Annotated in this window: 11 protein-coding genes and 1 pseudogene; 7 read left to right on the top strand and 5 right to left on the bottom strand. The window is 61.0% G+C overall.

What is annotated here, in order from left to right; all coding sequences use genetic code 11:
• Positions 1 to 70: 70 nt before the first annotated feature.
• Positions 71 to 952, bottom strand: a complete 882-nt coding sequence (locus G5V57_RS30060) for a hypothetical protein (RefSeq protein ID WP_165172285.1) — start codon at positions 950 to 952, stop codon at positions 71 to 73.
• 169 nt (positions 953 to 1,121) lie between these two features.
• On the opposite strand from G5V57_RS30060, the gene G5V57_RS30055 reads away from it, so the two are divergent.
• From G5V57_RS30055 to G5V57_RS30045, 3 genes are read left to right on the top strand one after another with little or no spacing between them, the layout of a single operon-like run.
• The gene (locus G5V57_RS30055; protein WP_165172283.1) at positions 1,122 to 1,709 is read left to right on the top strand and encodes a nitroreductase; all 588 of its coding nucleotides are present in this window, start codon (positions 1,122 to 1,124) and stop codon (positions 1,707 to 1,709) included.
• A gap of 4 nt (positions 1,710 to 1,713) precedes the next feature.
• Positions 1,714 to 2,424: an HAD family hydrolase gene (locus tag G5V57_RS30050; protein ID WP_165172281.1), complete on the top strand. Its 711-nt coding sequence runs from the start codon at positions 1,714 to 1,716 to the stop codon at positions 2,422 to 2,424.
• Positions 2,424 to 3,020, top strand: coding sequence for a flavin reductase family protein (locus tag G5V57_RS30045; RefSeq protein WP_165172279.1), 597 nt, complete (start codon positions 2,424 to 2,426; stop codon positions 3,018 to 3,020). Before G5V57_RS30050 ends, G5V57_RS30045 begins: the two co-directional genes overlap by 1 nt.
• A gap of 288 nt (positions 3,021 to 3,308) precedes the next feature.
• On the opposite strand, the gene G5V57_RS30040 is transcribed toward G5V57_RS30045, so the two are convergent.
• A complete protein-coding gene (locus tag G5V57_RS30040; protein WP_165172277.1) occupies positions 3,309 to 6,788 on the bottom strand; it encodes an RICIN domain-containing protein in 3,480 nt (1,159 codons plus the stop codon).
• Between the two features lie 169 nt (positions 6,789 to 6,957).
• Positions 6,958 to 8,286: a hypothetical protein gene (locus tag G5V57_RS30035; RefSeq protein WP_165172275.1), complete on the bottom strand. Its 1,329-nt coding sequence runs from the start codon at positions 8,284 to 8,286 to the stop codon at positions 6,958 to 6,960.
• Positions 8,287 to 8,550: 264 nt separating this feature from the next.
• On the opposite strand from G5V57_RS30035, the pseudogene G5V57_RS34965 reads away from it, so the two are divergent.
• A pseudogene (locus tag G5V57_RS34965) lies at positions 8,551 to 8,682 on the top strand (transposase); the annotation flags it as partial.
• 56 nt (positions 8,683 to 8,738) lie between these two features.
• Here G5V57_RS34965 and G5V57_RS30025 read toward each other — a convergent pair.
• Positions 8,739 to 9,563 carry a CoA ester lyase gene (locus G5V57_RS30025; RefSeq protein ID WP_165172273.1) on the bottom strand — a complete coding sequence of 275 codons (825 nt, stop codon included), beginning with the start codon at positions 9,561 to 9,563 and terminating at the stop codon, positions 8,739 to 8,741.
• Positions 9,564 to 9,570: 7 nt separating this feature from the next.
• Positions 9,571 to 10,023 (bottom strand): MaoC family dehydratase, encoded by a 453-nt coding sequence (locus G5V57_RS30020; RefSeq protein ID WP_165172271.1) that lies wholly within the window; start codon positions 10,021 to 10,023, stop codon positions 9,571 to 9,573.
• A 739-nt stretch (positions 10,024 to 10,762) separates the two neighbouring features.
• Between G5V57_RS30020 and G5V57_RS30015 the strand changes: the two genes are divergently transcribed.
• The 3 genes from G5V57_RS30015 (at position 10,763) to G5V57_RS30005 (ending at position 13,760) form a co-directional block, all read left to right on the top strand.
• Positions 10,763 to 11,128: a response regulator gene (locus G5V57_RS30015; protein WP_165172269.1), complete on the top strand. Its 366-nt coding sequence runs from the start codon at positions 10,763 to 10,765 to the stop codon at positions 11,126 to 11,128.
• Positions 11,129 to 11,202: 74 nt separating this feature from the next.
• Positions 11,203 to 12,453, top strand: a complete 1,251-nt coding sequence (locus G5V57_RS30010; RefSeq protein ID WP_165172267.1) for an MFS transporter — start codon at positions 11,203 to 11,205, stop codon at positions 12,451 to 12,453.
• 149 nt (positions 12,454 to 12,602) lie between these two features.
• Positions 12,603 to 13,760 carry a DUF2336 domain-containing protein gene (locus G5V57_RS30005; RefSeq protein WP_165172265.1) on the top strand — a complete coding sequence of 386 codons (1,158 nt, stop codon included), beginning with the start codon at positions 12,603 to 12,605 and terminating at the stop codon, positions 13,758 to 13,760.
• Positions 13,761 to 13,840: the final 80 nt, after the last annotated feature.

Genomic DNA, 13,840 nt, shown 5'->3' with positions numbered 1-13,840 from the left:
TGCCATCCTTCGAGGCCCGCCTTCTGCGGGCGCCTCAGGGTGAGGGTAGTAGGCAGTACTGCGCTGAAACTCAGTTCGCCTGGATGATGGCGCTGATCTTGCCGGGCTCGATGGTGAAGATCGAGTCCTTCTCGCGCCCATCGATTTGTGTACGGAGCTTGTAGCGGCCAGGCTTCAGCACGACATCGGCGGCGGGGCCGGGGACGCCGGGCAGTGCTTGCCCTTTGGCATCGGTGATGAACCAGACGACATCGCGGTCGTCCGCGCCGGGTGCGGCGAGGCGGGCGATGCCGGCGCTCAGGTCGATCTCGACCGCCGAAAGCAGACCCGGCTTCACTGTGACTTCCGTCATCGCCGAGGCGTTGCCGGGCTGGAAACGGCTTTCGATGCGATAGGAACCGGCGCCGACGCGCAGGATCTCGCCGGGCTCCTCGGTGATCGCCACCAGCGAGCCGCCGTCGATGCCGGACACCTTGTAGATGCTGGTGAAGGGACGGGCGGCGGGCAGGCCGATCTGCTGCAGCTTGGGCAGGATGCGCAGGCCGCCGGCATTGAGCACGAAAGTGACGCCGAGATGCTGGCCGGCGAGCAGGGTGACCTTGCGCTCGATCTCGATCATGCCGTAGCGCGCCTCGACGATGTAGTCGCCGGGCTCGGCGGCAAGTTCGGCGAAGTCGGCATCGCGGGTGAGGAGGGTCTCACCGCCAAAGCCCTTCACCCGCCACGAAATCGGCAGATTGATGAGGCCGCCATCCTCGCTCAGACGCGCATTGAGGGAGAGCCCTTCCTGGCCGGGGCTGGTCATCTCGATGCGGATCTCGGAAGCGACGTCGTTGCGGACTTCCTCGATCTCCGGGGTCCGATCGATGGCGGCGGTCGAGGGGGCGGCGAGCGTAGGCGAGGGCAGGAGCAGTGCCGCCAGAAGAACGAGTATTTGGCGGCCCTGATGCATTCTCGAACTCCCTGTTTCCCCACGACCGTCCGGCCGGCTGTCAGAGCCAACACTCTTTGGTGCCCGGCCTCAACCTTATGCTTAATTATTGGTTAACGGCAATCGGCGCATTTGAGCTTTGTTGTTTCCGATCTTGACTTTGGCCGGCGGGGCCCTTTGTTTGGCGCCCATGACCAGCCTCAATGACACTTCCTCCGCCCTTTCCCTCCTCAAAACCCGCAAATCGGCCTCCGTGAAAACCATGGGAGCGCCGGGGCCTACCGCTCAGCAACTGCAGACTATTCTCGATATCGCGGTGCGCGTGCCCGACCATGGCAAGCTCGCCCCCTGGCGCTTCGTCCTGTTCGAGGGCGAGGCCCGCGGCAAATTCGGCGACGTCCTCAAGACGCGCTGGCAAACGCTCCACCCCGAGCACGGCGCCGATTCGCTCGAATTCCAGCGCAACCTGTTTCTGCGCGCCCCCACCGTCATCGTGGTCGTCTCCAAGGCCGCGCCGCATGTGAAGATCCCCGAATGGGAGCAGCTGCTTTCCGCCGGGGCGCTCACCCAGAACATGCTGCTGGCGGCCGCCGCCCTCGGCATCGGCGCGCAATGGAACACCGACTGGATCGCCTATGACCAGGAGATCGCCAAAGCGATGGGCTTGAGCGAGACGGAGAAGGTGGTCGGAATCGTCTATTTCGGCACGCCCCAGGCGCCGCTCGAGGACCGGCCCAGACCCGATCCACAGACGCTCGTCACGCGCTGGCACGGCTGAAGCCATGGCGATCAAGGGCGTTCTCTTCGATAAGGACGGCACGCTGATCGACGTGACCGGCACCTGGGTGCCGGTCTATCGCGAGCTTCTGGCGGACGTCTTCGCCGATCTCGGCGCCGACGAGATAGAGGCCAAATTCGTCGCGGCGGGTTTTGACCCCGAAGCCGGCGCCTTCCGCGCCGGCTCGGTGCTGGCGCAAGGCACCACGCGCGACATCGTCAATGTCTGGTGGCCGGACCTCGATGAAGCCGGCATCGTTGCGAAGATGCGGCTCCTCAATGTCGATTACGCACATCTGGGCATGAAGCACCTGAAGACATTGATGCCGCTGAAGCCGGTGCTCGACGAGCTCCATGCAATGAAGCTCAGGCTCGGCGTCGGCACGAACGATACCGCGGCCTCCGCCGTTCTCCATATGCGCGCCCTCGACGCGGCGGATCTGTTCGACGTCATTCTCGGCGCCGACAGCGTGGCGCGGCCCAAGCCTCATGGCGACATGATCCATGCCTTCGCCGATGCGATCGGCATCAGGGCGGATGAAGTGGCGATGGTCGGCGACAATCCGCACGACATGGAGACCGCGCATGATGCGGGCGCGGGGCTTGCCATCGGCGTGCTCACCGGTAATTCGGACCGGGATCACCTGGCGCCGCTCGCTGATCATGTGATCGACAGCATCGCCGACCTGCCGGCGCTGCTCAGAAGGCTCGGCTGATGCATTACGACGCCATCGACAACAAGCACGGTTTGCCCAATGATCCCTTCAAGGCGATCGTGGCGCCGCGCCCGATCGGCTGGGTCTCGAGCATGGCGAAGTCGGGTGTGCCCAATCTGGCGCCCTACAGCTTCTTCAACGCCATCGCCGAGCAGCCGCATTATGTCGTGATCGGCTCGGGCGGCATGAAGGACTCGCTCACCAATATCGAGGCGACGGGCGAGTTCGTCATCAATCTCGCGACCTATGATCTGCGCGAGCCGATGAACATGTCGTCGGCCCGGGTGGGCCCCGATGTCGACGAGTTCAAGCTCGCCGGCCTGACGCCCGAGCCATCGCGCTTCGTCAAGCCGCCTCGCGTGAAGGAAAGCCCGGCGGCGCTCGAATGCCGCCTGTTCCAGATCGTACCCTTGCCGGACAATCACGGCGATGCGCACCAATATGCGATCATCGGGCGCGTCGTCGGCGTCTATATCGACGACCGTTTCATCCATGACGGCCGCGTCGACACCGCCGCCATGCGGCCGATCGCCCGCATGGGCTACAGCGAATATGCGACCGTGGAACAGGCCTGGCGGATGCGCCGGCCGGATTAGAGCAAATCCCGCCAAAGTTGAAGACTTTGGCGATAAGGATTTGCGCCATGCGGGTGCCATTCAGCTTCTCGAACTGCGAAGACATAAACTGGCAGCCGCGGTTATGTGGGTCGATTGTTCGGTAGGCTTGCTCATCAGGCTCGCGGAGCGCAATCGGACGATCACCATGGCGCTTCCACCAGAGTTCGAAGAATTCGGCGATCACTTGCTGAGGCGTTTGTGTCAGCCAACTACATGCGTCGATAGCGGTCCCCGTTACTGACTCCTTTGATTCCCGCTGGAGGTGGCTCAATAGCCCCAAAGCGTCTGGGTAGAGGGCACAAAGTTCTTCGGATCCATGCTGAATCGCATACCGTTGTTGCCACAGAAAGCATCGCTTGCCGCCCAGTCGGCAGACCATGATGAAAGGCCGGTCTGGGGGTGTGATTTCAGTGCCCGGCAAATCGTGGCTTCGAGTATTTTGAACTGATTGGTCGGCTTGTACTGCATTTTCAAGATGCCGTCAGCGAAGGGGAGAAACTGCAGGGCACCATCTGCATCGACATACGCTTCCTTGAGCGACGTTACGAAAGAGTCGGAGTAGTAGGCGATGCCGGTGACCCCGTAGATTGGGTGCCCCTGGTTCGGAAAGGCTCTTATCCCCCTGTCGAAGGTCAGATACGCCGACGGCTTCCGGGTCGCGCTGAGCGCCGTGGGCTTGCCGTTCACCGTTCCGCTGTTCAAGGTCACGACAGCAGGCCCGCCGCAGTTCAGATAGGTTAGATAGAAGTGACCCTTGCCTGCTTGAAGGATATCGCCTGAGCTATTGACGGCCTCCTGGAACCTGAAGCCAATTTTCTGACCGAGTGTCGAGCAGTTCCCGTTCGGGAGAGCTGTGCTCGTGATGTCCACCCACTTCTCGCTTGCTGGATCAAGCTTGTAAATGCTGCCGGTTCCGCGACTGTTGTGGAAGAAGAGGAACGTCTCGCGCGCCAAGCTTCCGGTCATCCCTGTCCCCCAAGACGCGAGCGAGAGGGATGAGTTATCATGCGCAACAAGGCCGACTGAAGGGCTCGCGTCGTTCCAGAGTGCGCCGCGCAGGATCGGCACCTGAGTCGTACCAGCAGGCTTGCTTGCCCACCGAAGTTCCCTGGTATTGGTGTCGATCCAAAACAACGCCAGGTGCTCATTGACCTTGTCACCGGTAAGAAGGGGAGCCCGTACAATCTCGTATTGCAGGTCGCTTCTCGGTGAAGAACTGAGTTTGAGACCGCCGACAAGGGAGGGGCCGGTGCCCATCAATCCTGTGGAGTTGTTCTGACTGGAGAGATGATAGAAGTGGATATTGCTATCGCTCGAGTTGCTGGCGGCAATTTCAATTCGGTCCGACAACGCTGTCACGGCGAAGCGTTTGAGACCGTGTATCAGAGAAACAAGTGCCGCGTTCGACCAGGTGATGCACGGAGTCGTTGTGCCAGGGCCCCAGCCGTTTCCCAGGAACTCCATGCCCGCGCTGCTCGCGCATCCACCAATCGACTTGTCACTGCCGACTCTGCCGGCTCGGTAATAGAGCCTCGTCCCATACGAAGGATCCGTTTTCGCATAGAAGATATACAAGAAGCTATTGGGGGCGCTGCCTAGGCGAACCATCTGGGGGGCGCCAACAATGGTGCCAACGACGTCGCCTGAACCAACTCCGAAGCTCCCGCCCGCGGTCCCGTCGGTCTTCGAGAGAGTCTGCTCGCCTTGAACCGGGGCATCGTTGTCGATTGGACCAGCCGAGAGGTTCGCCTTTACCCGACCGCCGGTGGTGCAATTGGTGATGACTCCATCCCGGTTCCAATCAACGGTGTTGGCGTCAGACCAGATTCCGTGATTGTTCAGCAAGTAGCTCCGGTAGCTCGGGTCTGAGAGCGCCGTTCCGATCTCATTGCTCGACTCGCAAAGACTCGAAGAGTTGATCCCACTCTCCAGGAATTGGTTCCCCAGGAACTTGGCATCCGGATTTCGCCATTGGGTATAGGAAACCAGCGCGGGCGTCACCACCGAACTGTTCAGCCCGCCCCTGACGCTCTCGTGCCCAATAAGCAGCGTATGGCTGAACTCGTGCCAAGTCTGGTCGTTGAATCCGAAACTGCCTGTGCCTGCTGTCCCATACTCCACGACGGGGAAGAACCAGGGCTCCTTTCGATTGTCGTGGCCCGGGTACTGGAGTTGCCAGGTGTTGCGAGCAGCTTCCGCTCCGTGCGTTCCGCCGTTGCCCCAATTGCCATAGAGCGTCTCATACCCGGCCTGAGGAGCGAGCCCAATGTCAAGGTGAACGTTGATTCCATCTTGATTGTCCTTGTTGCCGATTTCAGACGCGAGCGCGCCGGAAAAGAGCCCCTGGACTGCCAAAGCATAGGCATGTGTGAAGGGGTTTACACCAATCTCGTCTTTATAGTCGAGTTCGAAGAAGATGTCCTTGTGGCGAGGATTGGCCCCCCATTTGGGAAAGAGGAAGGATGCCGCTGGCGCAGTTTGGCCGTTCTGTACATTAGGCGGAACATCCACCCCAAGCACCTCAACTCGGTCCTCAATCCCATCGCGGTCCGTGTCGCTCAGATTGAAGACTGTCGCACATCGTGCTTGGACATTCTTCATGTCGCATATACCGAGTTCGCGCTCCAAACCGTACCCTAGTCCATCACCGTCATTGTCGCGAAATACATCGTTCGCGTACAACATCGAGGGTCCGCTGATGCCATTGACCGTACCAACCACAATTCGGGATGTCCCTGCACCGGTGATCCGAGAGGCGCGACCTATTCCACTATCATCATCAAATCCCTCAAGATAATTCAAGTTACTGAGCGCAAGGATGAAGGTGTTCTCAACTCCGCCGGGCAACGCGACAGTCTCATATCGAAACGGGGATGAGTTGGTTGAGCGAGGAACATCGACCACTGTTCCCCCAAACGAGAAGTTCATAATTTGCCTGAGGACTGAACCATTCTCCCGAACGGTCAGTGTGGCCGTGCCAGGTGCGGCTCCAGGAGCTGCGTGAACGAAAAGGGTATATGCCCCTCCTTTACCGGCAGGAACCACGTAACTCAAAGTGGGAACCCTTGAGGCAAGCATGTTCTGCCCCAGAGGCGTAACGTTTCCGTGGACGTTGCTCCAGAGATGCATGAAAGGAACAACTCCAACAAGATTGGATAGTGAAAAGGAGTAGGACTGACCATCTCGGAGAGAGATGGGGTGACGTCCGATGGGAGTCGCAGATACCTGAAAACTATAAGGCCCACTAGGTGCGTATACCCAGCGCTGATTGCGACCCAAATGACAAGGGAATTGCTGGATCAACACCCCATCCTGAGTACTGCCCGAAGGAACATCAAGGCAATAACCCGAATGCTTTGCAACGATGCGCACTCCGCCCGCCGGGTCCGCCTGCGGCTCAAGGCGGAATAGCTGATTGTCGCGGTAGTGGCAGGTATACTGCTGCAGCGTCCCATCCTGTGCTCCACCAATGCGGACATCAAGACATAGACCGCTGTTTTGATTCACGAAGTACACATATCCTGGTGCGCTTGCATCTCGTGCCATCCATTTCTGGTTTGCGCCTTCGTAACAACTGTATTGCCTCACATCTGAGCCAGAAGTCAGACTGCCATTTCCGACGTCCAGACATTTTTCCGCTATTAAACTAACGATTTCTGTTCCAATGTCGGCCTGCGCGTGACTCTCTCGCAAATCAGAAAATATAGAAGTGAATATGGCCAAAAAGACAATCACTCCCTTTGCCATGTTTACCTCCTACATTGCTGTGCCGGCAGTACCGGTGGCGGCAGTGGCCGCACCGGCTTGTCTGGCCAATGGAAGAACCAGCTTCAGGTCCCCCCGCCGGGGTATTCGGATCCGACTCGCGCTCGCCGGACCATCCAGCGGCAAGATGCGCTGTCCTACAAACTTTCGTTCAATAGCAATCCATCCCGCAGGCCGGCGGCATCATCGGTACGGTGAAGCTGCCCACACTGTTCAGGTGGCACTGGCCGCCGCAGCTCGGGTTCGTCATGGCGCTGTTGCTCCAGCCTCCCCGCGGCGGCGTGCCTGACATTGGCCGGTAGCTCGAATGGACTGTCGAGGTCATCGGCTGTGGAATGGGGTTGATATTGCCGTCGAGTTCGAGAGTCAGATTCGCCGCGTTGGCCCCGTCCGGCGCCGTGCAGGAAACCCCTATCTGGCCGCCGCGCAACAGCCGGCACCAAGTCGGATCGTCGGGCGCCATCAGATAGACATTGTTGCCCTTGTGGCACGAAGGGCAGGTTTCGACGAGGTCGCTGCCGTCCTCGAGCTGGTTGATGTGCATGGTCGCGCTCGCCCACGGCACCCGATTACCGGTTGCCCGCTCGATATTATCCCAAAAGCAGGCATTGCCGCTCTCCGCCCCCTGGCAGATGATACCGGCGAAGGAGTTGGCGCCCCCGGTGCCACGCGGCAATGCCACGCAGGCGCCGCGCAAGGAGGACGAGGCCCAGGTCCACACCTCCGCCACCCCGCCCGGATCGAGCATATTGATGGTGAGATCGCCCTGATGCGCCCACACGCTGCCCGAGACCGAGAAATCCGGCGGTACCGGCACGCCGCCGCGGGTGCAGTCGTCCATATAGGCGGTCTGGCGGAACAGCTCGCGCAGGATGTCGCGCAGCCGCTCGCTGACCTGCAGGATCTCAGGACGCAGGCGGAAAGCATCGCTCAGCTTGTAATGATGCCAGAGATAATTGGCACGCCACAGATAGGCGCTGCGCCGCTCGTCATTGAGGCGATTGGCGAGCGCCCGAATGGAGAGATGGCGTAGCGCCGCCGCCTGCTCGGGTTCGAGTTTTTGTGAGGCAAGCCCGTCGAGTTCTTTGGCGAGATCGCCGAGCTTCGCGACTGCATCCTCGGACACACCCTTGCCGCCCGGCTCCTCCCGGCGTAGCGCGTCCAAAAGTTCGGCCTGCAACTTGTCCGCCTCGCCCGGCTCGAGATTCACCAGCTTGCCGTCGATATCAAAGAGAATGCCGTGGCCGGAAATCGCCATGCGCTTCTGAAAGGTATAGCGCAGATCGCGCCGCGCCTCTGGCGGCACGACGACGGGGGAGCCCGGAGCCTGCTCGACCTGGAACGCCCGCTCCGGCCGCTTATTGAGATAGGCCTTGATCTGGGCTTGGATGTCGTCTTCGATTTCCGCCGCGGGCGCTAGCGAGGCTGCGGCGAACACTGGTGCGAAGATCGCCAAAAGGAGGCTCGAATGTTTGGACATGGCATCTCCTTCCAGCCGTAGGGCTGGCCCAACCGTCCCACGTTCGAGAAGAAAACTGATGATATCACAAGAGCGGCCGTAACGGAAGGTATCCGCCCACCCAGCGGACTCATCAGCGCCCAGGGCTTGAGGCATCGACGGCCCGATGCAAGCGAAGAGACGATATTCGCCGCCGCCTAGATCACGATCACTTCAGATCGAATCGACCTGAAGTGATAAACGTGATCGGGTTCTTAGGGTAGCGCGTGATCGGACGGAAAACCGGTGCCCACTTTTCCTGATCACACGCCAGCGGCGGCTCGGCGGCGATCCGTTCACTTTTCTTGGCGGCGCGAGCGTGAGGCGGGTGATGTTGCCCGCAAGCACGGCATTTCGGAGGCCACTCTGTATAACTGGTAGACGAAGTTCGGCGACATGGATGTTTCTAATGCGTGCCGGCTGAAGGCACTAGACTAGCCGGCCACCCGGGCCAGCAGGGCCTTCGCTGCTTTCAGATGCGGCACATCCAGCATCTCGCCGTCGAGACCGATAACGCCGGCATCGCCTGCTTGCGCGAAGGCATCCACGATGCGCCGCGCCCGTGCCACCGCCTCGGGCGAGGGCGTGAAGATGCGGTTGACCACGTCGATCTGATCGGGGTGAATGCACATCTTGGCGGTGAAGCCGTCGCGGACCGCGTCATGGCATTGGACCTCGAGGCCCGCGAGATCGCGGAAATTGGCATAGACGGCATCGATCGGCTCGACGCCCGCGGCGCGGGCGCCGATGAGGCAGAGCGTGCGGGCAAGCTCATAGGGACCGGTCGGCCGGCCTAGCGCATCGCGGTTCGCTTGCGCGCCCAAGGCGGCCGCGAGATCTTCCATGCCCCAGGTCAGGCCCAGAAGCTCAGGCCCGCAATCACCATAGGTGCCGAGATTGAACAGCGAGGCGGCCGTCTCGGTGGCGATGGCGACAACAGGAAGCCCGGCCATTTCGACGAGGCGTTTCACGTCGGCGCCCGATTCCGATTTGGGCAGCACGAGCCCGTCAGGTGCCGCCGCCGTGACGGCGTCGAGGTCGTCACCGGTGAGGCCGGTGGTCAGCGCATTGACGCGCACGAAGAGTTTCATGCTGCCGCGCGGCGCGGCGAGCACCTCGCGGGCGAGGGCGCGCGCCTTGGGTTTGTCGGCGAGCGCCACGGAGTCCTCGAGATCGAGGATCACCGCATCGGCGGCGCCGCCGAGCGCCTTGCGAAGCTTCTTTTCACTGTCGGCGGGAACGAAGAGAAAGGAGCGCATGGCGGGCTCAGGCCGGACGCTTGCGCATGAAGGCCTGGCGGCGGCACTCGGCGACGAGGGTACCGTCCTGCTTGAAGGCCTTGTGATGGAAATCGACGATGCCGGCCTCCGGCCGCGACTTGCTTTCGCGCTTGGCTATTACTTCGGTGGTGACGTTCACCGTGTCGCCCTGGAACAGCGGGGCGGGAAACTTCACATCGGTCATGCCGAGATTGGCGATGGTCGTGCCCAGAGTGAGCTCATTGACCGAAATGCCGATCATCAGACCCAGCGTGAAGAGCGAGTTCATGAGCGGCTGGCCCCATTCGGTCCGGGCGGAGAAATGCCGGTCGATATGGAGGGGCTGCGGGTTCATGGTCAGGCAGGAGAACATCATATTGTCCATTTCCGTCACGGTGCGCGTGATGGAATGGCTGTACACTTTGCCGATCTCGAATTCTTCGAACCACAGTCCGGGCATGCTGGCCTCCGTTTGACCTTTACCTAAAGCATCGCCGGACGGATGTGTACTGCCCCGAGTTCGTGCTTTCGGACAAGGGGTGCGTTACAGATTGGGAAGCCCCGCTTGGCGGCCAGCCTCGATCAGTTGCTTGTCCAGCGAGGCGAGGGAGCCGCCGCCTGATCGCGAGCTCGAGATAGACGGCGTCGTAAGCGGCTAGGGCGTGCTGTTCCGCCAGCTCCAGAGTGGTCGTCCAGATATGGAGCGCGGTCTCCGTATCCGTCTTTATGGGAAGGGCAGCGAGTTGCCCGATCGCCTGATCGCGATGCGATCGGTTAATGCGCCTGCGCCGCATCGCCGTCTGCAGGCCGTTGGCACTCGATCTTGCAAAGGGCCGGGAAGGCGATCGTCAGTGATGCGTCCTTACAATAGGCCACCCCCGATATGATCCCGTCTATTAGATTATAACGTTAAGTCAATTTCTCAAGGTGCGGTGCCCAAGCGAGGTTATTACAATCAAAGATTGTTAAGGCCGGCGCCTGAGTCGCGCAGCGAGTCTCCCGAAAAGCCCGTACAGAGTGTGGAGCTGACCCTGTGGATAACTTCCGCGCGTGGAAATCTAACGCATTGAAAAAACATGAATTTTCCTGACGTCTGCGGCTGTGGAAAGTCTGTTAACGACGCATTAACCACCGGAGTCGCAGGACTGACTCAAGGCTAAAAGGGCTGGTTACGGATGCGTTTGGAAGGAATAATCGACATGACGAAATGTCTGCTTGTCGATGAGGATCACGAAGAGCGGCAGGAACTCAGCCGGCTGCTCGGACAGTACGGCTTCGACATGTCCGAGACGGCGTCGGCCGACGCGGCGCTGAAGCTGTGCCGCGCCAATTCTCCGGACGTCGTGGTGACGGCTGACCGGATCGGCAGCATGAGCGCCGGCGAATTCGTCAAGCGCGTGCGCCGTGCCGCCAATGGCCGCAAGCCTGTGGTGCTCGTCTATACAGAAAAGGCCAATACGGATGAAATCGGCAGCGCCATCATCGAAGGTGCCGCGGAATTTCTCCTGAAGCCCTTCGACCGCGATCTCCTCGAATTCAAGCTGAAGCAGGTGGGTCTGCTCTGATTTCTCCAGCCGGCGGCACAATCCCTTCACAATCTCCGTGCACTAGGCCTTATGCGACATAGCGGAGGGGTTTGATGGTTGCCGGTTTGCGCTCGGTCTGGGTGCTGCTCCTCGCGGTCACCATCCTGTCGCTGGGCCACGGTCTGCACGGCTCACTCGTCGGTGTCCGGGCGAGTGCTGAAAATTTCGATGCCGCGACCACCGGCCTCATCATGTCCGGCTATTTCGCCGGACTTCTGCTCAGCTCCATCGTCACGCCGCGCATCGTGCAGAGCGTCGGACATATCCGTGTCTTCGCCGCCTTCGCTTCGGTCGTCTCGACCGCGGTGCTGCTCATTCCTCTGTGGATCGACCCGATCTGGTGGTTCCTCATGCGCTTCGTGGCGGGCCTGTGCACTTCGGGCCTCTTCATCGTGTGCGAAAGCTGGCTCAACTCAGCCTCGACCAACAAGAACCGCGGCCAGCTGCTCTCGATCTACATGATCGTCACCTATGCGGCGATGGGCCTTGGCCAGTTCCTGCTCAATGTGGCGGATTCCTCCGGCTTCTCGCGTTTCATCATCGTGTCGGCGTTGCTGTCCATAGCGATGCTGCCCTTGACCCTCATGCGCTCGGAGACGCCGAGCCTCGCCGGAACCCGCTCGGTGACGATCGCCGAGATCTACCGCTCCTCGCCCCTGGCGATCGTGGCAACGCTCGCCAGTGGCCTCGCGCAAAGCGCGTTCTTCAGCATGGGGGCGGTCTATGCGCTGATGCAGGGCCTGCCGCTGTCGCTGGTCTCCCTGATGATGGCGCTGCCCCCGCTCGCCCTCATCGTCTCGCAATATCCGGCGGGGCTTCTCTCCGACCGCTATGACCGGCGCAGCATCATCATGATCCTGAGCGCCGTCGCCGCGGCGATAGCGCTCATCTCCATCCCGGCCGCGGGCATATCGCCGACCATGCTCATCGGTCTCTTCACTATCTTCGGCGCCATCGCTCTGCCGATCTATTCGCTGGTCATCGCGCATGCCAACGACCATATGGCGAAGGAGCAGATGCTCGGCGCCTCGAGCAAGCTCGTATTGCTCTATGGCACCGGCGCCATGGCGGGGCCTTCGATCGCCGGTTTCTTCATGCAGTATCTGGGCTCGTCCGGCTTCATGACCTTCATGGCCGTCATCTATGTGATCATGGCGGTGCATGCCCTGTGGCGGCGTCAGCAGCGCCCGACCGACATCAAGGCGACGGCCGGCGATATTCTGAAGGCCGGGCCGATGACGACGCCGGTCGCCGCGCAGGCTCGGGCCGAGGAGGGCGCCGTCAAGCCGGGCGCGCCGGGCTGACCGCCACACGGATCAATCTGTGCCAAAATCGCCGGAATCGGCGAGAACTCCCCCTAAGCCGCTCTTACGGCTCGGTTGTCATGGTAAACCGTTTCTTAGTGGTTAGCTGACAATTTTAGGATTCGGATAGCAGTAAGTGGGATTCTTCCATGAAAGGCCAGCCTGGGCTCGATGTCAGCATATTCGACATGATCGTCGAAACCGGAGACGTGCAAGCGCGCATGCAGCTCGCCGTCGAACTCGCCGGCCTCGTCAATGATGCCGAAGCGCCGGAAAACGAGCGCGACTGCGTGGTGCCGAGCCTGCTGAAGCTTGCCTCCGATCCCGTCAAGGAAGTGCGCCGCGTTCTCGCCGAGACGCTCGTCACCGCCCGGTATCTCCATGGCGACATCCTGTTCAGCATCGTCGCCGATGACGACGACATCGCTCTGGCGTTCCTCGCCGAAACCCCGGCGCTGGATCACTGGAAGATGCGCAGCATTGTGCGCGTCGGCGACACGGCGCGGCAGGTCACATTGGCTCAGCGCCCCGATCTCGATGACGACGTCATCAAGGAAATCGCCACCCAGGCCGATATTGCGGCCTGCCTAGCGCTCTTCGACAACGCTCAGTGCACGCTCTCCGAGCGCAACTGCCGCATCCTCTATGCCCGCTTCGGCCGGGTGCAGGAGATCATTGATCGCCTGCTGGCGCTCGATACGCTGCCGCTCGATATCCGCGTCCTGCAGGCCAAGCGCGCCTCCAACCAGGTGCATCAGCTGATGGCCGAGCGCGGCTGGGTGCCGGCCAATGACGCCGCCGACATGGTGGCCGATGCAGAGGAACGCGCGATCCTGCAGATCCTCGACAGCGCCAATGACCTGGAATTGCCGTCTCTCATCCGCTTCATGACCAGCCGCAACATGCTCAACGCCTCGATCATCATGCGTTCGGCATGCGCCGGCAATATGCGTATCGTCGAAGTCGCGATGGCGCATCTCGCCAATGTTTCGCTGGCCAAGGCACAGGACGCGCTCTATGGCGGCTCATCCGCCTTCAATTCGCTCTATCGGGGCTCCGGCCTGCCGCAAACCTGCATCGGACTTCTGCGCGCCGCGGGGCAAGTGGAGCGCGAATTGCGCGACGCCAAGCGCATACTGAGCGATGAAAGCTTCGGCCGCCGGCTCATCGAGCAGATCATGACCGGTGACGGCGCGATGTCGGCGGCGGAACGTGCCAAGTATCTCGATATCGTCGGCCGCTATTCGAGCGATCGCGTGCGCGTCATCGCCAGTCGCCTGCGTGAAGGGCTCGTCAGCGCGGCATAAGTTCATCGACTGAAATTCATCTCAGGCCGGAATTTGTTGCACTCGAGTGCCGCGCGATCCAAAGGGATTCGCCGTGGCGC

Origin of the sequence: Nordella sp. HKS 07 (assembly GCF_011046735.1) — a bacterium.
In the GTDB taxonomy this organism is placed as follows: Bacteria; Pseudomonadota; Alphaproteobacteria; order Rhizobiales; family Aestuariivirgaceae; genus Taklimakanibacter.
The sequence above is the reverse complement of the archived record's forward strand: the minus strand, read 5'-3'. Positions and strand labels throughout refer to the sequence as shown.

What these genes read in the sequence shown, in the direction of transcription:
- G5V57_RS30060 (WP_165172285.1), bottom strand. Translation starts at nt 952, where the DNA reads ATGCATCAGGGCCGCCAAATACTCGTTCTTCTGGCGGCACTGCTCCTG.
- G5V57_RS30055 (WP_165172283.1), top strand. Translation starts at nt 1,122, where the DNA reads ATGACCAGCCTCAATGACACTTCCTCCGCCCTTTCCCTCCTCAAAACC.
- G5V57_RS30050 (WP_165172281.1), top strand. Translation starts at nt 1,714, where the DNA reads ATGGCGATCAAGGGCGTTCTCTTCGATAAGGACGGCACGCTGATCGAC.
- G5V57_RS30045 (WP_165172279.1), top strand. Translation starts at nt 2,424, where the DNA reads ATGCATTACGACGCCATCGACAACAAGCACGGTTTGCCCAATGATCCC.
- G5V57_RS30040 (WP_165172277.1), bottom strand. Translation starts at nt 6,788, where the DNA reads ATGGCAAAGGGAGTGATTGTCTTTTTGGCCATATTCACTTCTATATTT.
- G5V57_RS30035 (WP_165172275.1), bottom strand. Translation starts at nt 8,286, where the DNA reads ATGTCCAAACATTCGAGCCTCCTTTTGGCGATCTTCGCACCAGTGTTC.
- G5V57_RS30025 (WP_165172273.1), bottom strand. Translation starts at nt 9,563, where the DNA reads ATGCGCTCCTTTCTCTTCGTTCCCGCCGACAGTGAAAAGAAGCTTCGC.
- G5V57_RS30020 (WP_165172271.1), bottom strand. Translation starts at nt 10,023, where the DNA reads ATGCCCGGACTGTGGTTCGAAGAATTCGAGATCGGCAAAGTGTACAGC.
- G5V57_RS30015 (WP_165172269.1), top strand. Translation starts at nt 10,763, where the DNA reads ATGACGAAATGTCTGCTTGTCGATGAGGATCACGAAGAGCGGCAGGAA.
- G5V57_RS30010 (WP_165172267.1), top strand. Translation starts at nt 11,203, where the DNA reads ATGGTTGCCGGTTTGCGCTCGGTCTGGGTGCTGCTCCTCGCGGTCACC.
- G5V57_RS30005 (WP_165172265.1), top strand. Translation starts at nt 12,603, where the DNA reads ATGAAAGGCCAGCCTGGGCTCGATGTCAGCATATTCGACATGATCGTC.